Source organism: Kitasatospora sp. NBC_01246, assembly GCF_036226505.1.
Classification (GTDB): domain Bacteria; phylum Actinomycetota; class Actinomycetes; order Streptomycetales; family Streptomycetaceae; genus Kitasatospora.
Genome location: NZ_CP108484.1, coordinates 7,319,281 through 7,333,567, shown reverse-complemented (window position 1 = coordinate 7,333,567; position 14,287 = coordinate 7,319,281). Strand labels below are relative to the sequence as shown.

13 protein-coding genes and 1 riboswitch are annotated in these 14,287 nt (G+C 73.6%); of the genes, 6 read left to right on the top strand and 7 right to left on the bottom strand.

Features of this window, described 5'->3' with window-relative positions:
- Window positions 1-59 precede the first annotated feature (59 nt).
- The 3 genes from OG618_RS31115 (at window position 60) to OG618_RS31105 (ending at window position 2,399) form a co-directional block, all read left to right on the top strand.
- Window positions 60-1,157: a sugar kinase gene (locus OG618_RS31115; RefSeq protein ID WP_442906891.1), complete on the top strand. Its 1,098-nt coding sequence runs from the start codon at window positions 60-62 to the stop codon at window positions 1,155-1,157.
- Entirely contained in the window at window positions 1,154-1,915 is a 762-nt protein-coding gene (locus OG618_RS31110; protein ID WP_329490902.1) for an IclR family transcriptional regulator, read from the top strand. The genes OG618_RS31115 and OG618_RS31110 overlap by 4 nt, the downstream gene beginning before the upstream one ends.
- 67 nt (window positions 1,916-1,982) lie before the next feature.
- Entirely contained in the window at window positions 1,983-2,399 is a 417-nt protein-coding gene (locus OG618_RS31105; RefSeq protein ID WP_329490901.1) for a RidA family protein, read from the top strand.
- A gap of 59 nt (window positions 2,400-2,458) precedes the next feature.
- Here OG618_RS31105 and OG618_RS31100 read toward each other — a convergent pair whose 3' ends face one another.
- Window positions 2,459-3,673 carry an MFS transporter gene (locus OG618_RS31100; protein WP_329490900.1) on the bottom strand — a complete coding sequence of 405 codons (1,215 nt, stop codon included), beginning with the start codon at window positions 3,671-3,673 and terminating at the stop codon, window positions 2,459-2,461.
- 228 nt (window positions 3,674-3,901) lie between these two features.
- Between OG618_RS31100 and OG618_RS31095 the strand changes: the two genes are divergently transcribed.
- Window positions 3,902-4,621 (top strand): DUF2470 domain-containing protein, encoded by a 720-nt coding sequence (locus OG618_RS31095; protein WP_329490899.1) that lies wholly within the window; start codon window positions 3,902-3,904, stop codon window positions 4,619-4,621.
- A 375-nt stretch (window positions 4,622-4,996) separates the two neighbouring features.
- Here OG618_RS31095 and OG618_RS31090 read toward each other — a convergent pair whose 3' ends face one another.
- Window positions 4,997-6,031, bottom strand: coding sequence for a M23 family metallopeptidase (locus tag OG618_RS31090; protein ID WP_329490898.1), 1,035 nt, complete (start codon window positions 6,029-6,031; stop codon window positions 4,997-4,999).
- 4 nt (window positions 6,032-6,035) lie between these two features.
- A riboswitch (cyclic di-AMP (ydaO/yuaA leader) is annotated at window positions 6,036-6,196 on the bottom strand.
- A gap of 310 nt (window positions 6,197-6,506) precedes the next feature.
- On the opposite strand from OG618_RS31090, the gene OG618_RS31085 reads away from it, so the two are divergent.
- On the top strand, window positions 6,507-8,045 hold the full coding sequence (locus OG618_RS31085; RefSeq protein ID WP_329490897.1) for an MFS transporter: 1,539 nt from the start codon (window positions 6,507-6,509) through the stop codon (window positions 8,043-8,045).
- 7 nt (window positions 8,046-8,052) lie between these two features.
- Here the strand turns inward: OG618_RS31085 and purB are convergent, their stop codons facing one another.
- From purB to OG618_RS31065, 4 genes are all read right to left on the bottom strand, one after another.
- Entirely contained in the window at window positions 8,053-9,483 is a 1,431-nt protein-coding gene (gene purB, locus OG618_RS31080) for an adenylosuccinate lyase (RefSeq protein WP_329490896.1), read from the bottom strand.
- A gap of 131 nt (window positions 9,484-9,614) precedes the next feature.
- Complete coding sequence (locus tag OG618_RS31075; protein ID WP_329490895.1) at window positions 9,615-10,070, bottom strand: MarR family winged helix-turn-helix transcriptional regulator; 456 nt, start codon at window positions 10,068-10,070, stop codon at window positions 9,615-9,617.
- 122 nt (window positions 10,071-10,192) lie between these two features.
- Complete coding sequence (locus OG618_RS31070; RefSeq protein ID WP_329490894.1) at window positions 10,193-10,606, bottom strand: DUF3037 domain-containing protein; 414 nt, start codon at window positions 10,604-10,606, stop codon at window positions 10,193-10,195.
- On the bottom strand, window positions 10,603-11,358 hold the full coding sequence (locus tag OG618_RS31065) for a HipA family kinase (protein WP_329490893.1): 756 nt from the start codon (window positions 11,356-11,358) through the stop codon (window positions 10,603-10,605). The genes OG618_RS31070 and OG618_RS31065 overlap by 4 nt, the downstream gene beginning before the upstream one ends.
- Window positions 11,359-11,529: 171 nt before the next feature.
- Between OG618_RS31065 and OG618_RS31060 the strand changes: the two genes are divergently transcribed.
- Entirely contained in the window at window positions 11,530-12,888 is a 1,359-nt protein-coding gene (locus tag OG618_RS31060) for an NAD(P)/FAD-dependent oxidoreductase (protein WP_329490892.1), read from the top strand.
- 66 nt (window positions 12,889-12,954) lie between these two features.
- Here OG618_RS31060 and OG618_RS31055 read toward each other — a convergent pair whose 3' ends face one another.
- Window positions 12,955-14,151, bottom strand: a complete 1,197-nt coding sequence (locus OG618_RS31055; protein WP_329490891.1) for a GDSL-type esterase/lipase family protein — start codon at window positions 14,149-14,151, stop codon at window positions 12,955-12,957.
- Window positions 14,152-14,287 lie beyond the last annotated feature (136 nt).

Below are 14,287 nucleotides of genomic sequence, written 5' to 3'. Positions count from 1 at the left end.
GCCAAGCGGCGGCGCGCCCGACGCCCGGGACCCCGACGGCGGTCTGCGTGGGCGAGTCGATGGCTGTCCTGCTGCCGGACCGGCCGGGCCCGCTGGAGGCGGTGGAGAACTTCCACCTCTCGGTCGGCGGCGCCGAGTCCAACGTGGCGGGCGCCCTGGCGGCGCTCGGCGTGTCGAGCGCCTGGATCAGCCGGGTGGGCGACGACGGCTTCGGCCGCCGCCTGGTCGGCGAGGTCGCCGCCCGCGGGGTGGACGTCTCGGCGGTCGCCGTCGACCCGCACCGCCCGACCGGCCTCTACCTCAAGGAGGTCGGCGGCTCCACCGGTGCCCGGCACGACCTCGGTCCCGGGCGCAGCCGGCTGCACTACCACCGGCGCGGCTCGGCCGCCGCCGCGCTCTCGCCCGCCCTGTTGGACGACCCGGCCGCCGTCCGCCTGCTCGCCGGTGCCCGGTTGCTGCACCTGTCCGGCATCACCGCTGCCCTGTCCGACGACTGCCTGGCCCTGCTGCGCGCCCTGCTCGCCGACCGCCGCCCCGGCCGGCTGACCAGCTTCGACCTGAACTGGCGCCCCGCGCTCTGGCTGGACCGCGACCCGGCCGTCCTCCCCCCGCTGCTGGACGCCGCCGATCTGCTGCTGCTCGGCGCCGACGAGGGCGAGGCCGCCTTCGGCACCGGCGACCCGCTGGCGCTGCGCCGCCGGTTCCCCTCCCCCGCCACCGTGGTGGTCAAGGACGCCGCCCGGACGGTCACCGCGCTGGAGCGGGACGGCGCGGCCGTCACCGAACCGGCCCTCGCCGTCGAGGTGGTCGAGGCCACCGGCGCGGGCGACGCCTTCGCGGCCGGCTACCTCGCGGCCACCGTCCGCGGCCTGGACCAGCGCCGCCGGCTGCGGCTCGGCCACCTCAGCGCCGCCTGCGCGCTGACCGCCCACGGGGACCAGGCCGAACTGCCGCCCGAGCCGGTGGTCGCCGCACTGCTGAACGCCTCCCCCCGGGAGTGGGCCGCCACCCGGGTCTCCGCGGATGGCATCGTGTCCCCCGTACTGCCCGCGGCGGCGCCGCCCCGGCCGGTCCCGTCCGCGACGGCGGCGCCGGTGACCGGGGGCGGTGTCACCGACCCTCGACCGGCCGCCTCCCCGGCCCTTGGAGCACGATGAGCCAGACCGTCACCCGCGCCCTGCGCATCCTCGCCGAGCTCGGCGAGGGCGAGCGCTCGCTGGACCAGCTCGCCGAGGTGCTCGGCGTGCACAAGACCACGGTGCTGCGGCTGCTCCAGAGCCTCGAAGAGGAACGATTCGTCTACCGCGACCCGGCCTACCGCTACCACCTCGGTGCCGGCCTCTTCGCCCTCTCCGGCCTCGCCCTGGAGCAGCGCGGCGTCCGCCGGATCGCCGCGCCGCACCTGGCCGAGCTGAACGCCGCCACCGGCCAGACCGTGCACCTGGCCGCGTACGAGGGCGGGGAGGTCGTCTACATCGACAAGTACGACTCGCGCCACCCGGTCAGGATGTACTCGCGGATCGGCCTGCGGGCGGCCCTGCACAGCGCCGCCGTCTCCAAGGTGCTGCTCGCCGACCTGCCGGTGCCCGAGCGGCGCCGGGTGGTGGCCGGCATCGACTTCACCCCGCACACCGCCCGCACCCTGACCACTCCCGAGGCGCTGCTCGCCGAGCTGGAGAAGGTCGCGGCCCAGGGCTGGGCGCAGGACCACGCCGAGCACGAGGCCTTCATCAACTGCGTGGCGGCGCCGATCCGGGACGCCAGCGGGCGCGTCGTCGCCGCCGCCTCGATCTCCGTCCCCGACGTCGTCCTCCCCTACGAACAGGTGCTGGAGCTGCTGCCCCAGCTGCTCGCCACCGCCCGCGCCGTCTCCGCCGACTGCGGGCAGAACCCCCAGGCTCCCCAGACCGGCTGACCCGCCGAACCGGCCGGCCCCGCCGGCCCCGGACCAGCCGACCCGCCACCACCAACCGAGGAAGCCCATGAGCGACCAGAGCGACAAGACCGAGATCCGCACCGACGGCGCCCCCGCCCCGGCCTGGATGTTCTCCCAGGGCGTCCGCAAGGGCCCCATCCTCCAGGTCTCCGGCCAGGGCCCGCAGGACCCGGCCACCGGCGAGTACCTGCACCACGGCGACGTGAAGGCGCAGACCCGCCGCACGCTGGAGAACGTCAAGGCGATCGTGGAGGCCGGCGGCGCCACCATCGAGGACGTGGTGATGTTCCGCGTCTACCTGACCAAGCGGGCCGACTTCCCGCTGATGAACGAGGTCTACGCCGCGTTCATCGAGGAGAACATCGCGCCGGGCGGCGTGAAGCCCTGCCGCACCACGATCTTCGTCGAGCTGCCGCAGGAGCCGATGCTGGTCGAGATCGACGCACAGGCCGTGATCGGCTGACCCGCCTCGACACGACGCGCGGGGCCCGGACGAGCGTCCGGGCCCCGCGCGTTCCGCGCTCACCGCCCGGCGGCTACCGCCTCCTCGGCGGCCGCTCCACCGCGCGCCACGACCCTGCCACCGGCGCCGGCCCCCCGCCGCTCCAGCGCGCCGGAGAGCAGCGCGACCCCCAGGGCGGCGGCGGCCATCAGCCCGCCCACCCAGTTCGGCGCGTCGTAGCCGAGCCCGGACGAGATGACCAGCCCGCCGAGCCAGGCGGCGAGCGCGTTGCCCAGGTTGAAGGCCGCGATGTTGGCGGCCGAGGCCAGCGTGGGCGCGCCGGCGGCCTGGTCCATCACCCGCTTCTGCAGCGGTGCGACGGTCGCGAAGCCGAACACGCCGATCAGCGGAATGGCGACGATCGCACCGGCCCTGCTGTGCGAGGCGAGGGTGAAGGCGAAGAGCAGCACCGCCAGCACCGCCAGGATCACGTACAGGCTCCGCATCAGCGCGCGGTCGGCGAACCAGCCGCCGAGCAGGTTGCCGACGAACAGGCCGACGCCGAACAGGAAGAGCAGCCAGGTCACGCTGGAGGGTGCGAAGCCCGCCATCTCGGTCATCATCGGCGTGATGTAGGTGAACATCGCGAAGATGCCGCCCCAGCCGAGCACCGTCATGCTCAGCGCGAGCCAGATCTGCGGCTTGCGGAAGACGGCCAGCTCCGGGCCGAGCCGGGTGTCCTCGGCGCGCGGCTGGACGGGCACCAGGGCCGCGATGCCGGCGAAGCCGATCGCGCCGAGCGCCGCGACCACGAAGAAGGTGGAGCGCCAGCCGAAGTGCTGGCCGAGCAGGGTGCCCATCGGCACGCCGAGCACGTTGGCGGCGGTGAGCCCGGTGAACATCAGGGCGATGGCGCCGGCCCGCTTGTGCGGGGCGACGAGGTCGGCGGCGACCACCGAGCCGATGCCGAAGAAGGCGCCGTGCGCGAAGGCCGCGAGCACCCGGCCGACCAGCAGCGGACCGAAGGCGGGCGCGACGGCGGAGACCAGGTTGCCGGCGATGAACAGGCCCATCAGCATCAGCAGCATCCCCTTGCGGGGGATCCGGGTGCCGAGGACGGTGAGCAGCGGGCCGCCGATCACGACACCGAGTGCGTAGCCGGAGATGAGCAGGCCGGCGGTGGGGATGGACACCGAGAAGTCGCCGGCGACCTCGGGCAGCAGGCCCATGATCACGAACTCGGTGGTGCCGATGCCGAAGGCGCTGATCGCCAGCGCCAGGAGCGCGAGGGGCATGAGGGGACCGCTTTCCAGAGCGTACAGAAGCGTACAGAAGATTGCGTGTGCAACTACCAGCGTCGACAATACGACCGAACGCCAGATACTTGCAAGCGCTCGCTATCTCCATCTGCAATCCCTTGGACCCACGCACCCCTCCATCGCGACCCGCGCACCACCCGCGCACGCCTTGCCCTCCCTCGGCGAAGTGATTAGGTTAGCCTAACCTAACCAACGGAGGTCGTCATGAGCCCCAGCCCCGTCGACGTCGAGGCGCCCGAACCCACCGCCGCCGAACGGGTCTGCAGCCTGCTCAGCGCCACCTCCTCCGTGGTGATCCGGGCCTGCGGCGAGTACCACGACCTGGACACCCCGGTCTCGGTGCACGGCTCCCGGCTGCGCCTGGGCGCACCGCTCGACTCGCCGCTCACCCTCGCCGTGACCCGCGAGCAGGACGGCCTGGCCGTCGTCCTGGACCTCACCGACATCGCCCCGGTCGCCGTCCGCGACCGCGTCCGCGGCCGTCTCACCCTGGCCGGCCGGCTGCACCTCGCCCACCTCGCCGACGACGGCCTCAGCGTCCACCTGCGGCTGGACGTCGCACACGCCGTCCTCTCCACCCCGTACGGCACCACCGCCCTCACCGGCGCCGACCTCGCCCTGGCCGCGCCCGACCCGCTGGCGCGCTTCGAGGCGGCGATGCTCACCCACCTCGCCGACGACCACCCGGACGCCCTCGCCCTGCTCACCCGGCTGCTGGACCGCGAGTTGCTCGTCGGACACCCCGACGTCCGCCCGCTGGCCCTCGACCGGCACGGCCTCGTGCTCCGTCTGGACCACCCCTACGGCCACCGCGACGTCCGCCTGGTCTTCCCCGAGCCGGCCCGCGACGCGGACGAGTTCGGCCACCGCGTGCACCAGCTGCTGACCGCCGCCAACAGCGACCTGCCCGCCCACCGGTCCTGACCCCCGCCGGGGCGGCCCATTCCTTTCACCGCGACCGCCGACCGAGAATTGACGGCCCGTCCGACCGCCGACGGGCCGTCGGAATATCCCGGGAGGCCCCCCAGGAAGGCCTTCCGGAAAGGCCTTCTGCACGACGGAACCGACCACTCGGAAACGCCGGACGGAAACCCTGCTCGCGGGGGGGCACCTGCCTGTCAGAAGGGCACGAAAAAGGCCGGTCCGGCTCGCGAAGGAAATTCGCGAGCCGGACCGGCCAGGGCGTGTCCCGCGCCCATGATCCGCTGACGGTGCGGCGATCACCCGGTCGAGCGGTCACCCGACATGACCATCCCGGGCGGCCGTACGCCCCGCACCCAGCGGAAGTCCGACCTCAGGTCAGAGGGAGACGCCGTGCGCCCGCAGGTAGGCGATCGGGTCGATGTCCGAGCCGTACTCCGAGCCGGTGCGGATCTCGAAGTGCAGGTGCGGGCCGGTCACGTTGCCGGTGGCACCCGAGAGGCCGATCTGCTGGCCGGCGGTGACGGTCTGACCGATCTTCACACCGATCGAGGACAGGTGCGCGTACTCGGCGTAGTGGCCGTCGGCGAGCTTGATCTCGACCTCGTTGCCGTAGGCGCCGCCGTTGCCGGCCTTCACCACGGTGCCGGCGCCGACGGCGCGCAGCGGGGTGCCGGTGGAGGCGACGAAGTCGGCACCGGTGTGGTGACCGGAGGCCCACATCGAGCCGGCCACGCCGTAGGCGGTGCCGAGCTTCGGGTTGGCGAGGGGGGCGACGAAGCCCGAGGTGCTGGCCGCGGCGGCCGGCGCCGCGGGAGCGGCCGGAGCGGCCGGCTTCGCGGCGGGGGCGGCCGGCTTGGCGGCCGGGGCCTCGGCGGGCTTGGCGGCCTGGACCGGCTTCGGGGCGGCGTGCTGGGCGGCCGGCTTCTGCGCGTCCTGCGAGACCTGCGGCTTGGCGGCCGGGGCGGCGGGCTTGGCGGCCTCGGCGGCGGCCGGAGCGGCGGCGGCCTTGGCATCCAGCGCGAGCTGCTGACCCGGGAAGATGAGGTTCGGGTTGGCACCGACGACCGAGCGGTTGTGGTCGTAGAGGGCCTTCCAGCCACCCTCGACCTGCTTGGCGTCGGCGATCTTCGACAGGGTGTCCCCGCCGACGACCTTGTAGCTCTCCTCGGCCGGCGCGGCGGCCGGCTTGGCGGCCTCGGCGGCCGGCTTGGCGGCAGCGGCCGGCGCGGCGTCGACGCTGGTGGCGCCGGTCCAGGTGGAGGTCTGCGCGGGCTTGGCGGCCGGGGCGGTGTGGGCCTGGGCGCTGATGGTGGTCACCAGCGGGAGGGCGAAAGCGGCGCCGGTCACGGCGGTGGCGATGCCGATGCGGGCGGCGCGGGGCAGGGTGATACGACGAGCCTGTGCGGGCATGGCGAACTGTCCTCTCCGACGCCTGCGAGGTGAGCTGTCGGGTTCGGGCTGGAGTTGCCCGGCCGCATAGCGCGGCTTCACCCCAAGCCGGACCGTGAATTCCGGTCCGGCGACTTACCTTTGGGTCCCCCGCTCCTGCCGTACAGAGTTCGGTTCGTACCACCGGGCAGCGGCAGGACTAGGCGTTCCACCCGGTGGCCACCCGGTCCAATGCCGGGCGGTCGCTGAACTAAAACTCATCCGCCCGGGCGAAGCAATGTCGATCTCTTGAATCGACAACCACTCCCGGGAAGGCCGTGACACTCCGAATGATCGGCTGCACAGTATGTGCACAATCGATTCACCGCGTGCCACTGATCCACGACGCTCCGCCGATTTCGGTGTCCGTACGCATGCGATCACCTACGGAAAGCCATCCGCCGACACACCCCCGGTGACCCTTGTCACGTCGCGTCCCGGAGCGCAGGATCAGGCGGTGGCCACCTCCGAGGCCGGCACCCTGCGCCTGGGCACCGCGCAGGGCCGCTGGGTACTACTGGCGACGGTGCTCGGCTCCAGCATGGCGATGCTCGACGGCACCGTCGTCAACGTCGCACTGCCCCGGATCGGCACCGATCTCGGCGCTCCGCTCGCCGCCCTGCAATGGACGCTCAACGCCTATCTGCTCACCCTGGCCGGCCTGATCCTGCTCGGCGGCGCGCTCGGTGACCGCTACGGCCGGCGCCGCGTCTTCCTGATCGGCGTGCTCTGGTTCGCCGCCGCCTCGGCAGCCTGCGCCGCGGCCCCCACCATCGAGGTACTGGTCGCCGCCCGCGCGGTGCAGGGCGTCGGCGGGGCGCTGCTCACCCCCGGCTCGCTGGCGATGCTCCAGGCGGTGTTCCACCCTGACGACCGCTCGGCGGCGGTCGGCCTCTGGTCCGGCCTCGGCGGGGTGTCCGCCGCGATCGGCCCGTTCCTCGGCGGCTGGCTGGTGGACGGCCCCGGCTGGCGGTGGATCTTCCTGTTGAACGTCCCGCTCGCCGCCCTGGTGGTCGCGGTGGCCTCCCGGCACGTCCCGGAGAGCCGGGACGAGAGCGCGACCGGCCGGTTCGACGTCCTCGGCGCGGCGCTGGCCGCGCTCGCGCTGGGCTCGGTCACCTACGCGCTGACCGCGGCGGGCGACGGGCTCTCGGCCGTGGTGTGGGTGTCCGGCGCGGCCGGCCTGCTGCTGGGCACGGCCTTCGTGGTGGTCGAACGCCGCGTCCCGGAGCCGATGCTGCCGCTCGGCCTCTTCTCCTCCCGCCTGTTCACCGCGGTGAACCTGGTCACCCTCTGCGTCTACGCGGCGTTCAGCGGCGTCTTCTTCCTCCTGGTCGTCCAGCTGCAGATCGTCTCCGGCTTCTCCCCACTGGTCTCCGGGCTCGCCCTGCTGCCGATCACCGTGCTGATGCTCGCGCTGTCCGCCCGGGCCGGCCGGCTCGGCAAGCGGATCGGCCCGCGCCTCCCGCTCACCGTGGGCCCGCTGCTCTGCGCGACGGGGGTCCTGCTGATGCTGCGGATCGGCTCCGACGCCTCGTACTGGACGGACGTGCTGCCGGCCGCCACCGTGATGGGCTGCGGGATGGTCCTGCTGGTCGCGCCGCTGACCGCGACGGTGCTCGCGGCGGTGGAGGTCCGGCATGCCGGGATCGCCAGCGGCGTCAACAACGCCGCCGCCCGCGCGGCCGGGCTGCTCGCGGTGGCCGCCCTGCCGGCGCTGGCCGGGCTCAGCGGCGAGGCCTACCGGGTACCGGCCGCGGTGGACTCCGCCTTCCGGACCGCGATGCTGATCTGCGCCGGGCTGCTGGTCACCGGCGCGGTGACGGCGTTCACCACCGTCCGGGGCAATGTGCTGGCCCCCGAGGACCACCCGGTCGCCGAGCCGGACTGCACCTACGCCTGCGGCACCGCCCCTCCGCTGGATCCGGGCCATGCCGCCGCCGGACACGGCGAAGGCCCCGCCACCGGATCGGCGGCGGGGCCCACGAAGACCTGAGGCAACGTCAGAGGATGTCGCCCGGGGCGTACTTGGCGGCGTCGGGGTAGGCGGCCGCGACGGCCTCGACCTGGCGGACCACCTCGGCGACCTGGGCACCGGCCGCGCCGGTGAAGGAGAGCCGGTCGGCCAGCAGCGCGTCCAGCCCGGCCCGGTCCAGCGGGATCCGCGCGTCCGCCGCCAGCCGGTCCAGCAGCTCGTTCTCCCGCGCGCCGGCCCGCATCGCCAGCGCCGAGGCGACGGCGTGCTCCTTGATGACCTCGTGCCCGGTCTCCCGGCCGACGCCCGCCCGCACCGCGCCCATCAGCACCTTGGTGGTGGCCAGGAACGGCAGGTAGCGGTCCAGCTCGGCCTCGATCACGGCGGGGAAGGCGCCGAACTCGTCGAGGACGGTCAGGAAGGTCTCCAGCAGGCCGTCGAAGGCGAAGAAGGCGTCCGGCAGCGCGACTCGGCGGACCACCGAGCAGGAGACGTCGCCCTCGTTCCACTGGTCGCCGCCCAGCTCGGCGGTCATCGAGGCGTACCCGCGCAGGATGACGGCCAGGCCGTTGACGCGCTCGCAGGAGCGGGTGTTCATCTTGTGCGGCATCGCGGAGGAACCGACCTGGCCCTCCTTGAACCCCTCGGTGACCAGCTCGTGGCCGGCCATCAGGCGGATCGTCTTGGCCAGGCTGGACGGCCCGGCCGAGAGCTGGACGAGGGCGGTGAGCACCTCGAAGTCCAGCGAGCGCGGGTAGACCTGGCCGACGCTGGTCAGCACGTGGTCGAAGCCGAGGTGACCGGCCACCCGGCGCTCCAGCTCGGCGAGCTTGTCGGTGTCGCCGCCGAGCAGGTCCAGCATGTCCTGGGCGGTGCCGACCGGGCCCTTGATCCCGCGCAGCGGGTAGCGGGCGATCAGCTCCTCCAGCCGGCGGAAGGCGACCAGCACCTCGTCGGCGACGGTCGCGAAGCGCTTGCCCAGGGTGGTGGCCTGCGCGGCGACGTTGTGCGACCGGCCGGCCATGACCAGCTCGGAGTGCTGGGCGGCGAGCCGGCCCAGGCGGACCAGCACGGCGACCGTGCGGTCGCGGACGTGCTCCAGCGACTGGCGGATCTGCAGCTGCTCGACGTTCTCGGTCAGGTCCCGGGAGGTCATGCCCTTGTGGATCTGCTCGTGGCCGGCGAGGTCGCTGAACTCCTCGATCCGCGCCTTCACGTCGTGCCGGGTGACCCGCTCGCGGGCGGCGATCGAACCGAGGTCGACCTGGTCGATCACCCGCTCGTAGTCGGCGACGGCGCCCGCGGGCACCTCCACGCCGAGGTCCTGCTGGGCCTTCAGGACGGCGAGCCACAGGTGGCGCTCAAGGACCACCTTGTGCTCGGGGGACCACAGCTGGGCCAGGGTCGCCGAGGCGTACCGGGAGGCCAGGACATTGGGGATCTGGGGCTTCGCGCTCACGCTTCGCAAGCCTAACAGCCGAGGTCAGCGCGAGCGGCGGCGGACCGGGCGCTGCCGCCTCCCGCGCCCGCCCCGGCCGATCGCCGTACCGCTGTGCCGCCGTGCCGCTGTGCCGCTGTGCCGCCGAACCGCTACACCGTGCCGGGCGAGCGCCCGGCGAGGACCGGCAGCACCTGCGCGCAGATCGAGTGCAGCGAGATCCGCTGCTCGTCCGTCATCGCCTCGAAGGCCTGGTGGGTACGGCTCATCTCGCCGCGGATCAGCCCGAGGATCTCGCGGCCCTGCTCGGTGATCACCACGATCTTGACCCGCCGGTCCCCGGCCGCCGCCTCGCGGTTGGCCAGGCCGAGCGACTCCAGCCGGTCGACGATCCCCGTCACGTTGGAGGCGTCGCAGCCCAGCCGGCCGGCCAGCGCGCGCATCGGTACCGGCTCCTGCACCGCACCGAGCGCCTTCGCCTGGGAGGAGGAGAGACCGTGCCGGGCCGCGGCTCCCGCGAAGTCCTGGAAGTAGGCGGCGCCGACGGCGGCCAACGCCTCCATCAACTCGGCGTTGGTCGGTACGGTCGTCGTCGCTGTCGAACCCATGGGGCCAGCGTACGACCGAGTGCTTCACCAACTCAAGCTTTGACCGGGGCAAAAGTCCGCAGGTCAACCGCTCGGCCCCGGAAGGGCCCCCGGACGGCCCCCGGGCACCCGACCGGTCGCCCTCAGAGCACCAGCTGGTCGAAGAGCCGCCGCAGCTCGGCCTCCGGGTCACCGGTCAGCCCGGTGTGCACCGGTCCCGGCTGGACGATGGCACTGCGCGGCGCCGTCAGCCAGCGGAACCGCTGCCCCGGACTGTCGCCCGCCGCCGGACCGGCCGCGGGCCCGCCCGCGCAGACCGCCTCGATCCCGTGCAACGCCCGCCGCACCCCGGCGACGTCCGCCACCGGGTCGAGCGCCAGCAGCCGGGCCTGGTCCAGATGGGTCCGGGCGCCCAGGTGCGCGCTCTGCCGGCAGTACAGCAGCACCCCGACGTTGACGCACTCGCCGCGCTCGACCCGGGGCACCGCCCGGATCACCGCGTACTCGTAGTCGTGCAGCTCGACGGCCGGCGGGGCCGGCGTCACGGACTCGCTCATGCGGAGACCCCCGGCAGCCAGTCACGCGGACCGGCCAGTCGCCCGGTCAGCTGGGAGCGGTACGCGGCGCGCACCGCCTCGGGCGAGTCGAAGCCCGGCTCGTCCACCAGCCAGACGTCCGGGATCTGCGCCACCGCCGCCTCCACCGCCGCCTCGGCGAGCGGCGCGAGCGCCTTGTCCGCGGCCACCAGATCGGGCTCCGCGCGCAACAGCGCGTGGTCGGAGGCGTCGTACGGGCGGCGGATCCAGCCGGCCGCGCCCGCCCAGTGGTGATGGAAGATCAGGCTGGCGCCGTGGTCGATCAGCCGCAGCCCGCCGGTGGCCACCAGCAGGTTGGGGTTGCGCCACGAGCGGTCGACGTTGCCGATCAGGGCGTCGAACCAGAGCACCTGCCCGGCCAGCCCGGCGTCCACCTCGAAGCAGAGCGGGTCGAAGTTGAGCGCCCCGCTGACGAAGGCCATCCCGAGGTTGCGGCCGCCACTGGCCCGCATCTGGTCCTGGATCTGCGGGTCCGGCTCGCTGCGGGCCAGCACCGGGTCGAGGTCCACCGTGACCAACTCCGGTACCGGCAGCCCGAGCCGGCGGCCCAGCTCACCGGCCAGCACCTCCGCCACCAGCGCTTTGCGGCCCTGCGCGGCGCCGACCCATTTCAGGGCGTACAGCCGCCGGTCGTCGGCCTCGACCAGGCCCGGCATCGAGCCGCCTTCTCGCAGTGGCGTCACATAACGGACCGCCGTCACCTCGGGGAGCACGCCGGACAGCCTATCGGGCATATGCGCGGACCGGGCGCCGCGTGCCGTCCCCGCCCGGCGCGGGCCTGCGCCATCCGCGCCGTCCGGTGGCAGCGCCCGCTCCGCCGTGCGAGTGTGGCTCAGAGTAGTGGGGACCTTGCACGGTACGAACTGCACTGTAAGGGATGAACGATGGAACGAGCTCGGATCCTGATCGTGGGCGGTGGCTTCGCCGGACTGGAGTGCGCTCGCCGGCTCGAACGCAAGCTCACGCCCTCGGAGGCGGAGATCTCGCTGGTCACGCCGTTCAGCTATCAGCTCTATCTGCCGCTGCTCCCGCACGTGGCGGCCGGGGTGCTGACCCCGCAGTCGGTCGCGGTCTCGCTCCGCCGGACGCTGCGCCGCACCCACATCGTCCCCGGCGGCGCGATCGGCGTCGACCCGCGTTCCAAGGTCTGCGTGGTCCGCAAGATCACCGACGAGGTGGTCGCGCAGAAGTACGACTACCTGGTGCTCGCGCCCGGCAGCGTGACCCGCACCTTCGACATCCCGGGCCTGACCGACTACGCGCGCGGCATGAAGACGCTCGCCGAGGCGACCTACGTCCGCGACCACGTCATCGCCCAACTCGACCTCGCCTCCGCCACCCTGGACCAGCGGGAGCGCGAGTCCCGGCTCCAGTTCGTGGTGGTCGGCGGCGGCTACGCGGGCACCGAGACCGCCGCCTGCCTCCAGCGGCTGACCACCGCGGCCGCCCGGCGCTACCCGCGGCTGGACGCCCGGCAGATCAAGTGGCACCTGATCGACATCGCCCCGAAGCTGATGCCGGAGCTCGGCGACGCCCTCGGCGTCGCCGCCCTGGAGGTGCTGCGCGAGCGCGGCATCGAGGTCTCGCTGGGCGTCTCGGTGGCCGAAGTCGGCGCCGAGTCGGTCAAGTTCACCGACGGCCGGGTGCTCCCCTGCCGGACGCTGATCTGGACGGCCGGCGTCGCGGCCAGCCCGCTGATCGGCACCCTGGACGCCGAGACGGTCCGCGGCCGGATCGCGGTCACCGCGGAGATGCGGGTTCCGCAGTTCGAGGGCGTCTTCGCACTCGGCGACGCCGCCGCCGTCCCGGACCTCGCGAAGGGCGACGGCGCGGTCTGCCCGCCCACCGCCCAGCACTCCGCCCGCCAGGGCCGGGCGGTGGCCAACAACGTGATCGCCGCGCTGCGCAACCAGCCGCTGGAGCCCTACTACCACAAGGACCTGGGCCTGGTGGTGGACCTCGGCGGCAAGGACGCGGTCTCCAAGCCGGTCGGCGTCGAACTGCGCGGCGTCCCCGCCCAGGTGGTCGCCCGCGGCTACCACCTGATGGCGATGCGCACCAACGTGGCGAAGTTCCGGGTCGGCGCCAACTGGCTGCTCAACGCCACCGCCGGCGACGACTTCGTCCGGACCGGCTTCCTGGCCCGCCAGCCCGCCCGGCTGCGGGACTTCGAGTACACCGACGCCTATCTGACGAAGGACCAGGTGCGCGCGCACGCCGAGGCGCTGCTCGCCAAGGGCTGACCCGCCGCGGCCGGTCCCCGTTCCCGCCCACTCGGGCCCGGGGACGGGGACCGGCCGCGCCGCGCGCTACCGCGCGGTGAGGTACATCCCGCTCGCGTCCTTGCCGGCCGTGTTGCGGCAGCCGTAGTTGCCGGTCGGCCGCGCGTACAGCAGGGTCAGGCACTGCCCGAGGGCCTGCTGGCCGTAGTAGTTCGGGTGCATCGACTCCTGGATCGTGCCCTGCGAGGCGCTGAGCCCGCCGTCGACGAACCGCGCCCACTCACTCGTGGTGGCGGACGGCGCGCTGCTCGAACTCGCCTGCTTGGTGGCCTTGGAGCAGACCTCGCGCCCCTGCAGCATGTCCGCCAGGTCCAGGAACTGCGCCCCCTTCGCGGCGGCGACCCCGGCCAGCGCCCGCGAGATCTGCGGCACCAGCGAGTCCCGGGCCCAGTCCGCGTCGCCGTTCCAGAACGGACAGCCGCCGGTGTCGGACCGGCTCCAGCCGCTCTCCGGGTAGCGCATCTCGGCGCCGCGCGGGATCGGCGAGGGGTAGGACTGCAGCACGACCCGGTAGTCCCCGGTCGCGTAGCCCGCACCGGCCATCACGGTCCGGATCTCGTCCAGCGCCTTGCCGACCCCCGCCATCGCGCCGGGCATCCGGGAGTCGATCTCGCCCTGCTGGTCGTCGTGGCAGTAGGAGTACCAGACGAGGTAGTCCGTGACGCAGCTCTGGATCACGTCGGCGAAGCCGAGGTCGTTCCCGCCGATCGAGAGCGTGATCAGCTTGACGTTGTACTGCCGCGCCACGGAGGCGAGCTGGTCGGCCTGCGGCGCCTCGCCCTTGAACGACTGGCCGCCGTTGGCGGCCCGGAAGACATTGGCGGCGACGGCCCCCGAGCAGGCCAGGTTCAGCTGGGTCTGGGTCACGGTCGGGGCGCTGCGCACCTCGGCGACGTCCGAGCGGTCGCACCCGCTGGCATACGTCGCGCCGTAGACCCCGCTCGGGTCGTAGGCGCTGCCGGTCCAGGCCCGGTCGGTACCGGACCGGCTTCCGCCGGTGACGACCGAGTTGCCCTTCCAGCGGCCGGCCTCGCCGGAGATGTAGCTGTCCCCCAGGGTGACGCTGGCGGTGGGCCCGGCCGGCACCGCGCCGGCGGCCGCGGCCGGTGCGGCGGCGCCGGCGACCAGGCCGGCCGCGCCGAGCGGCAGGGCGAGGGCGGCGGCGAGCAGCCGCCGGGTGAGGCGGGTGGTTCTGCGAGTGATGCTCGAACGGTTTTCGGGCACGGCGGAACTCCTGCGGTCGGTCTCGTCCGCACGGTGGGGGCGGGGAGACGCGGAGGTGAGGGTGGGCCGCCGGCCGGTGGCGCGATGAAGATGACATGCTCGCGCTTGTTACCGCTAGGTATCTGCACCAGGTTTC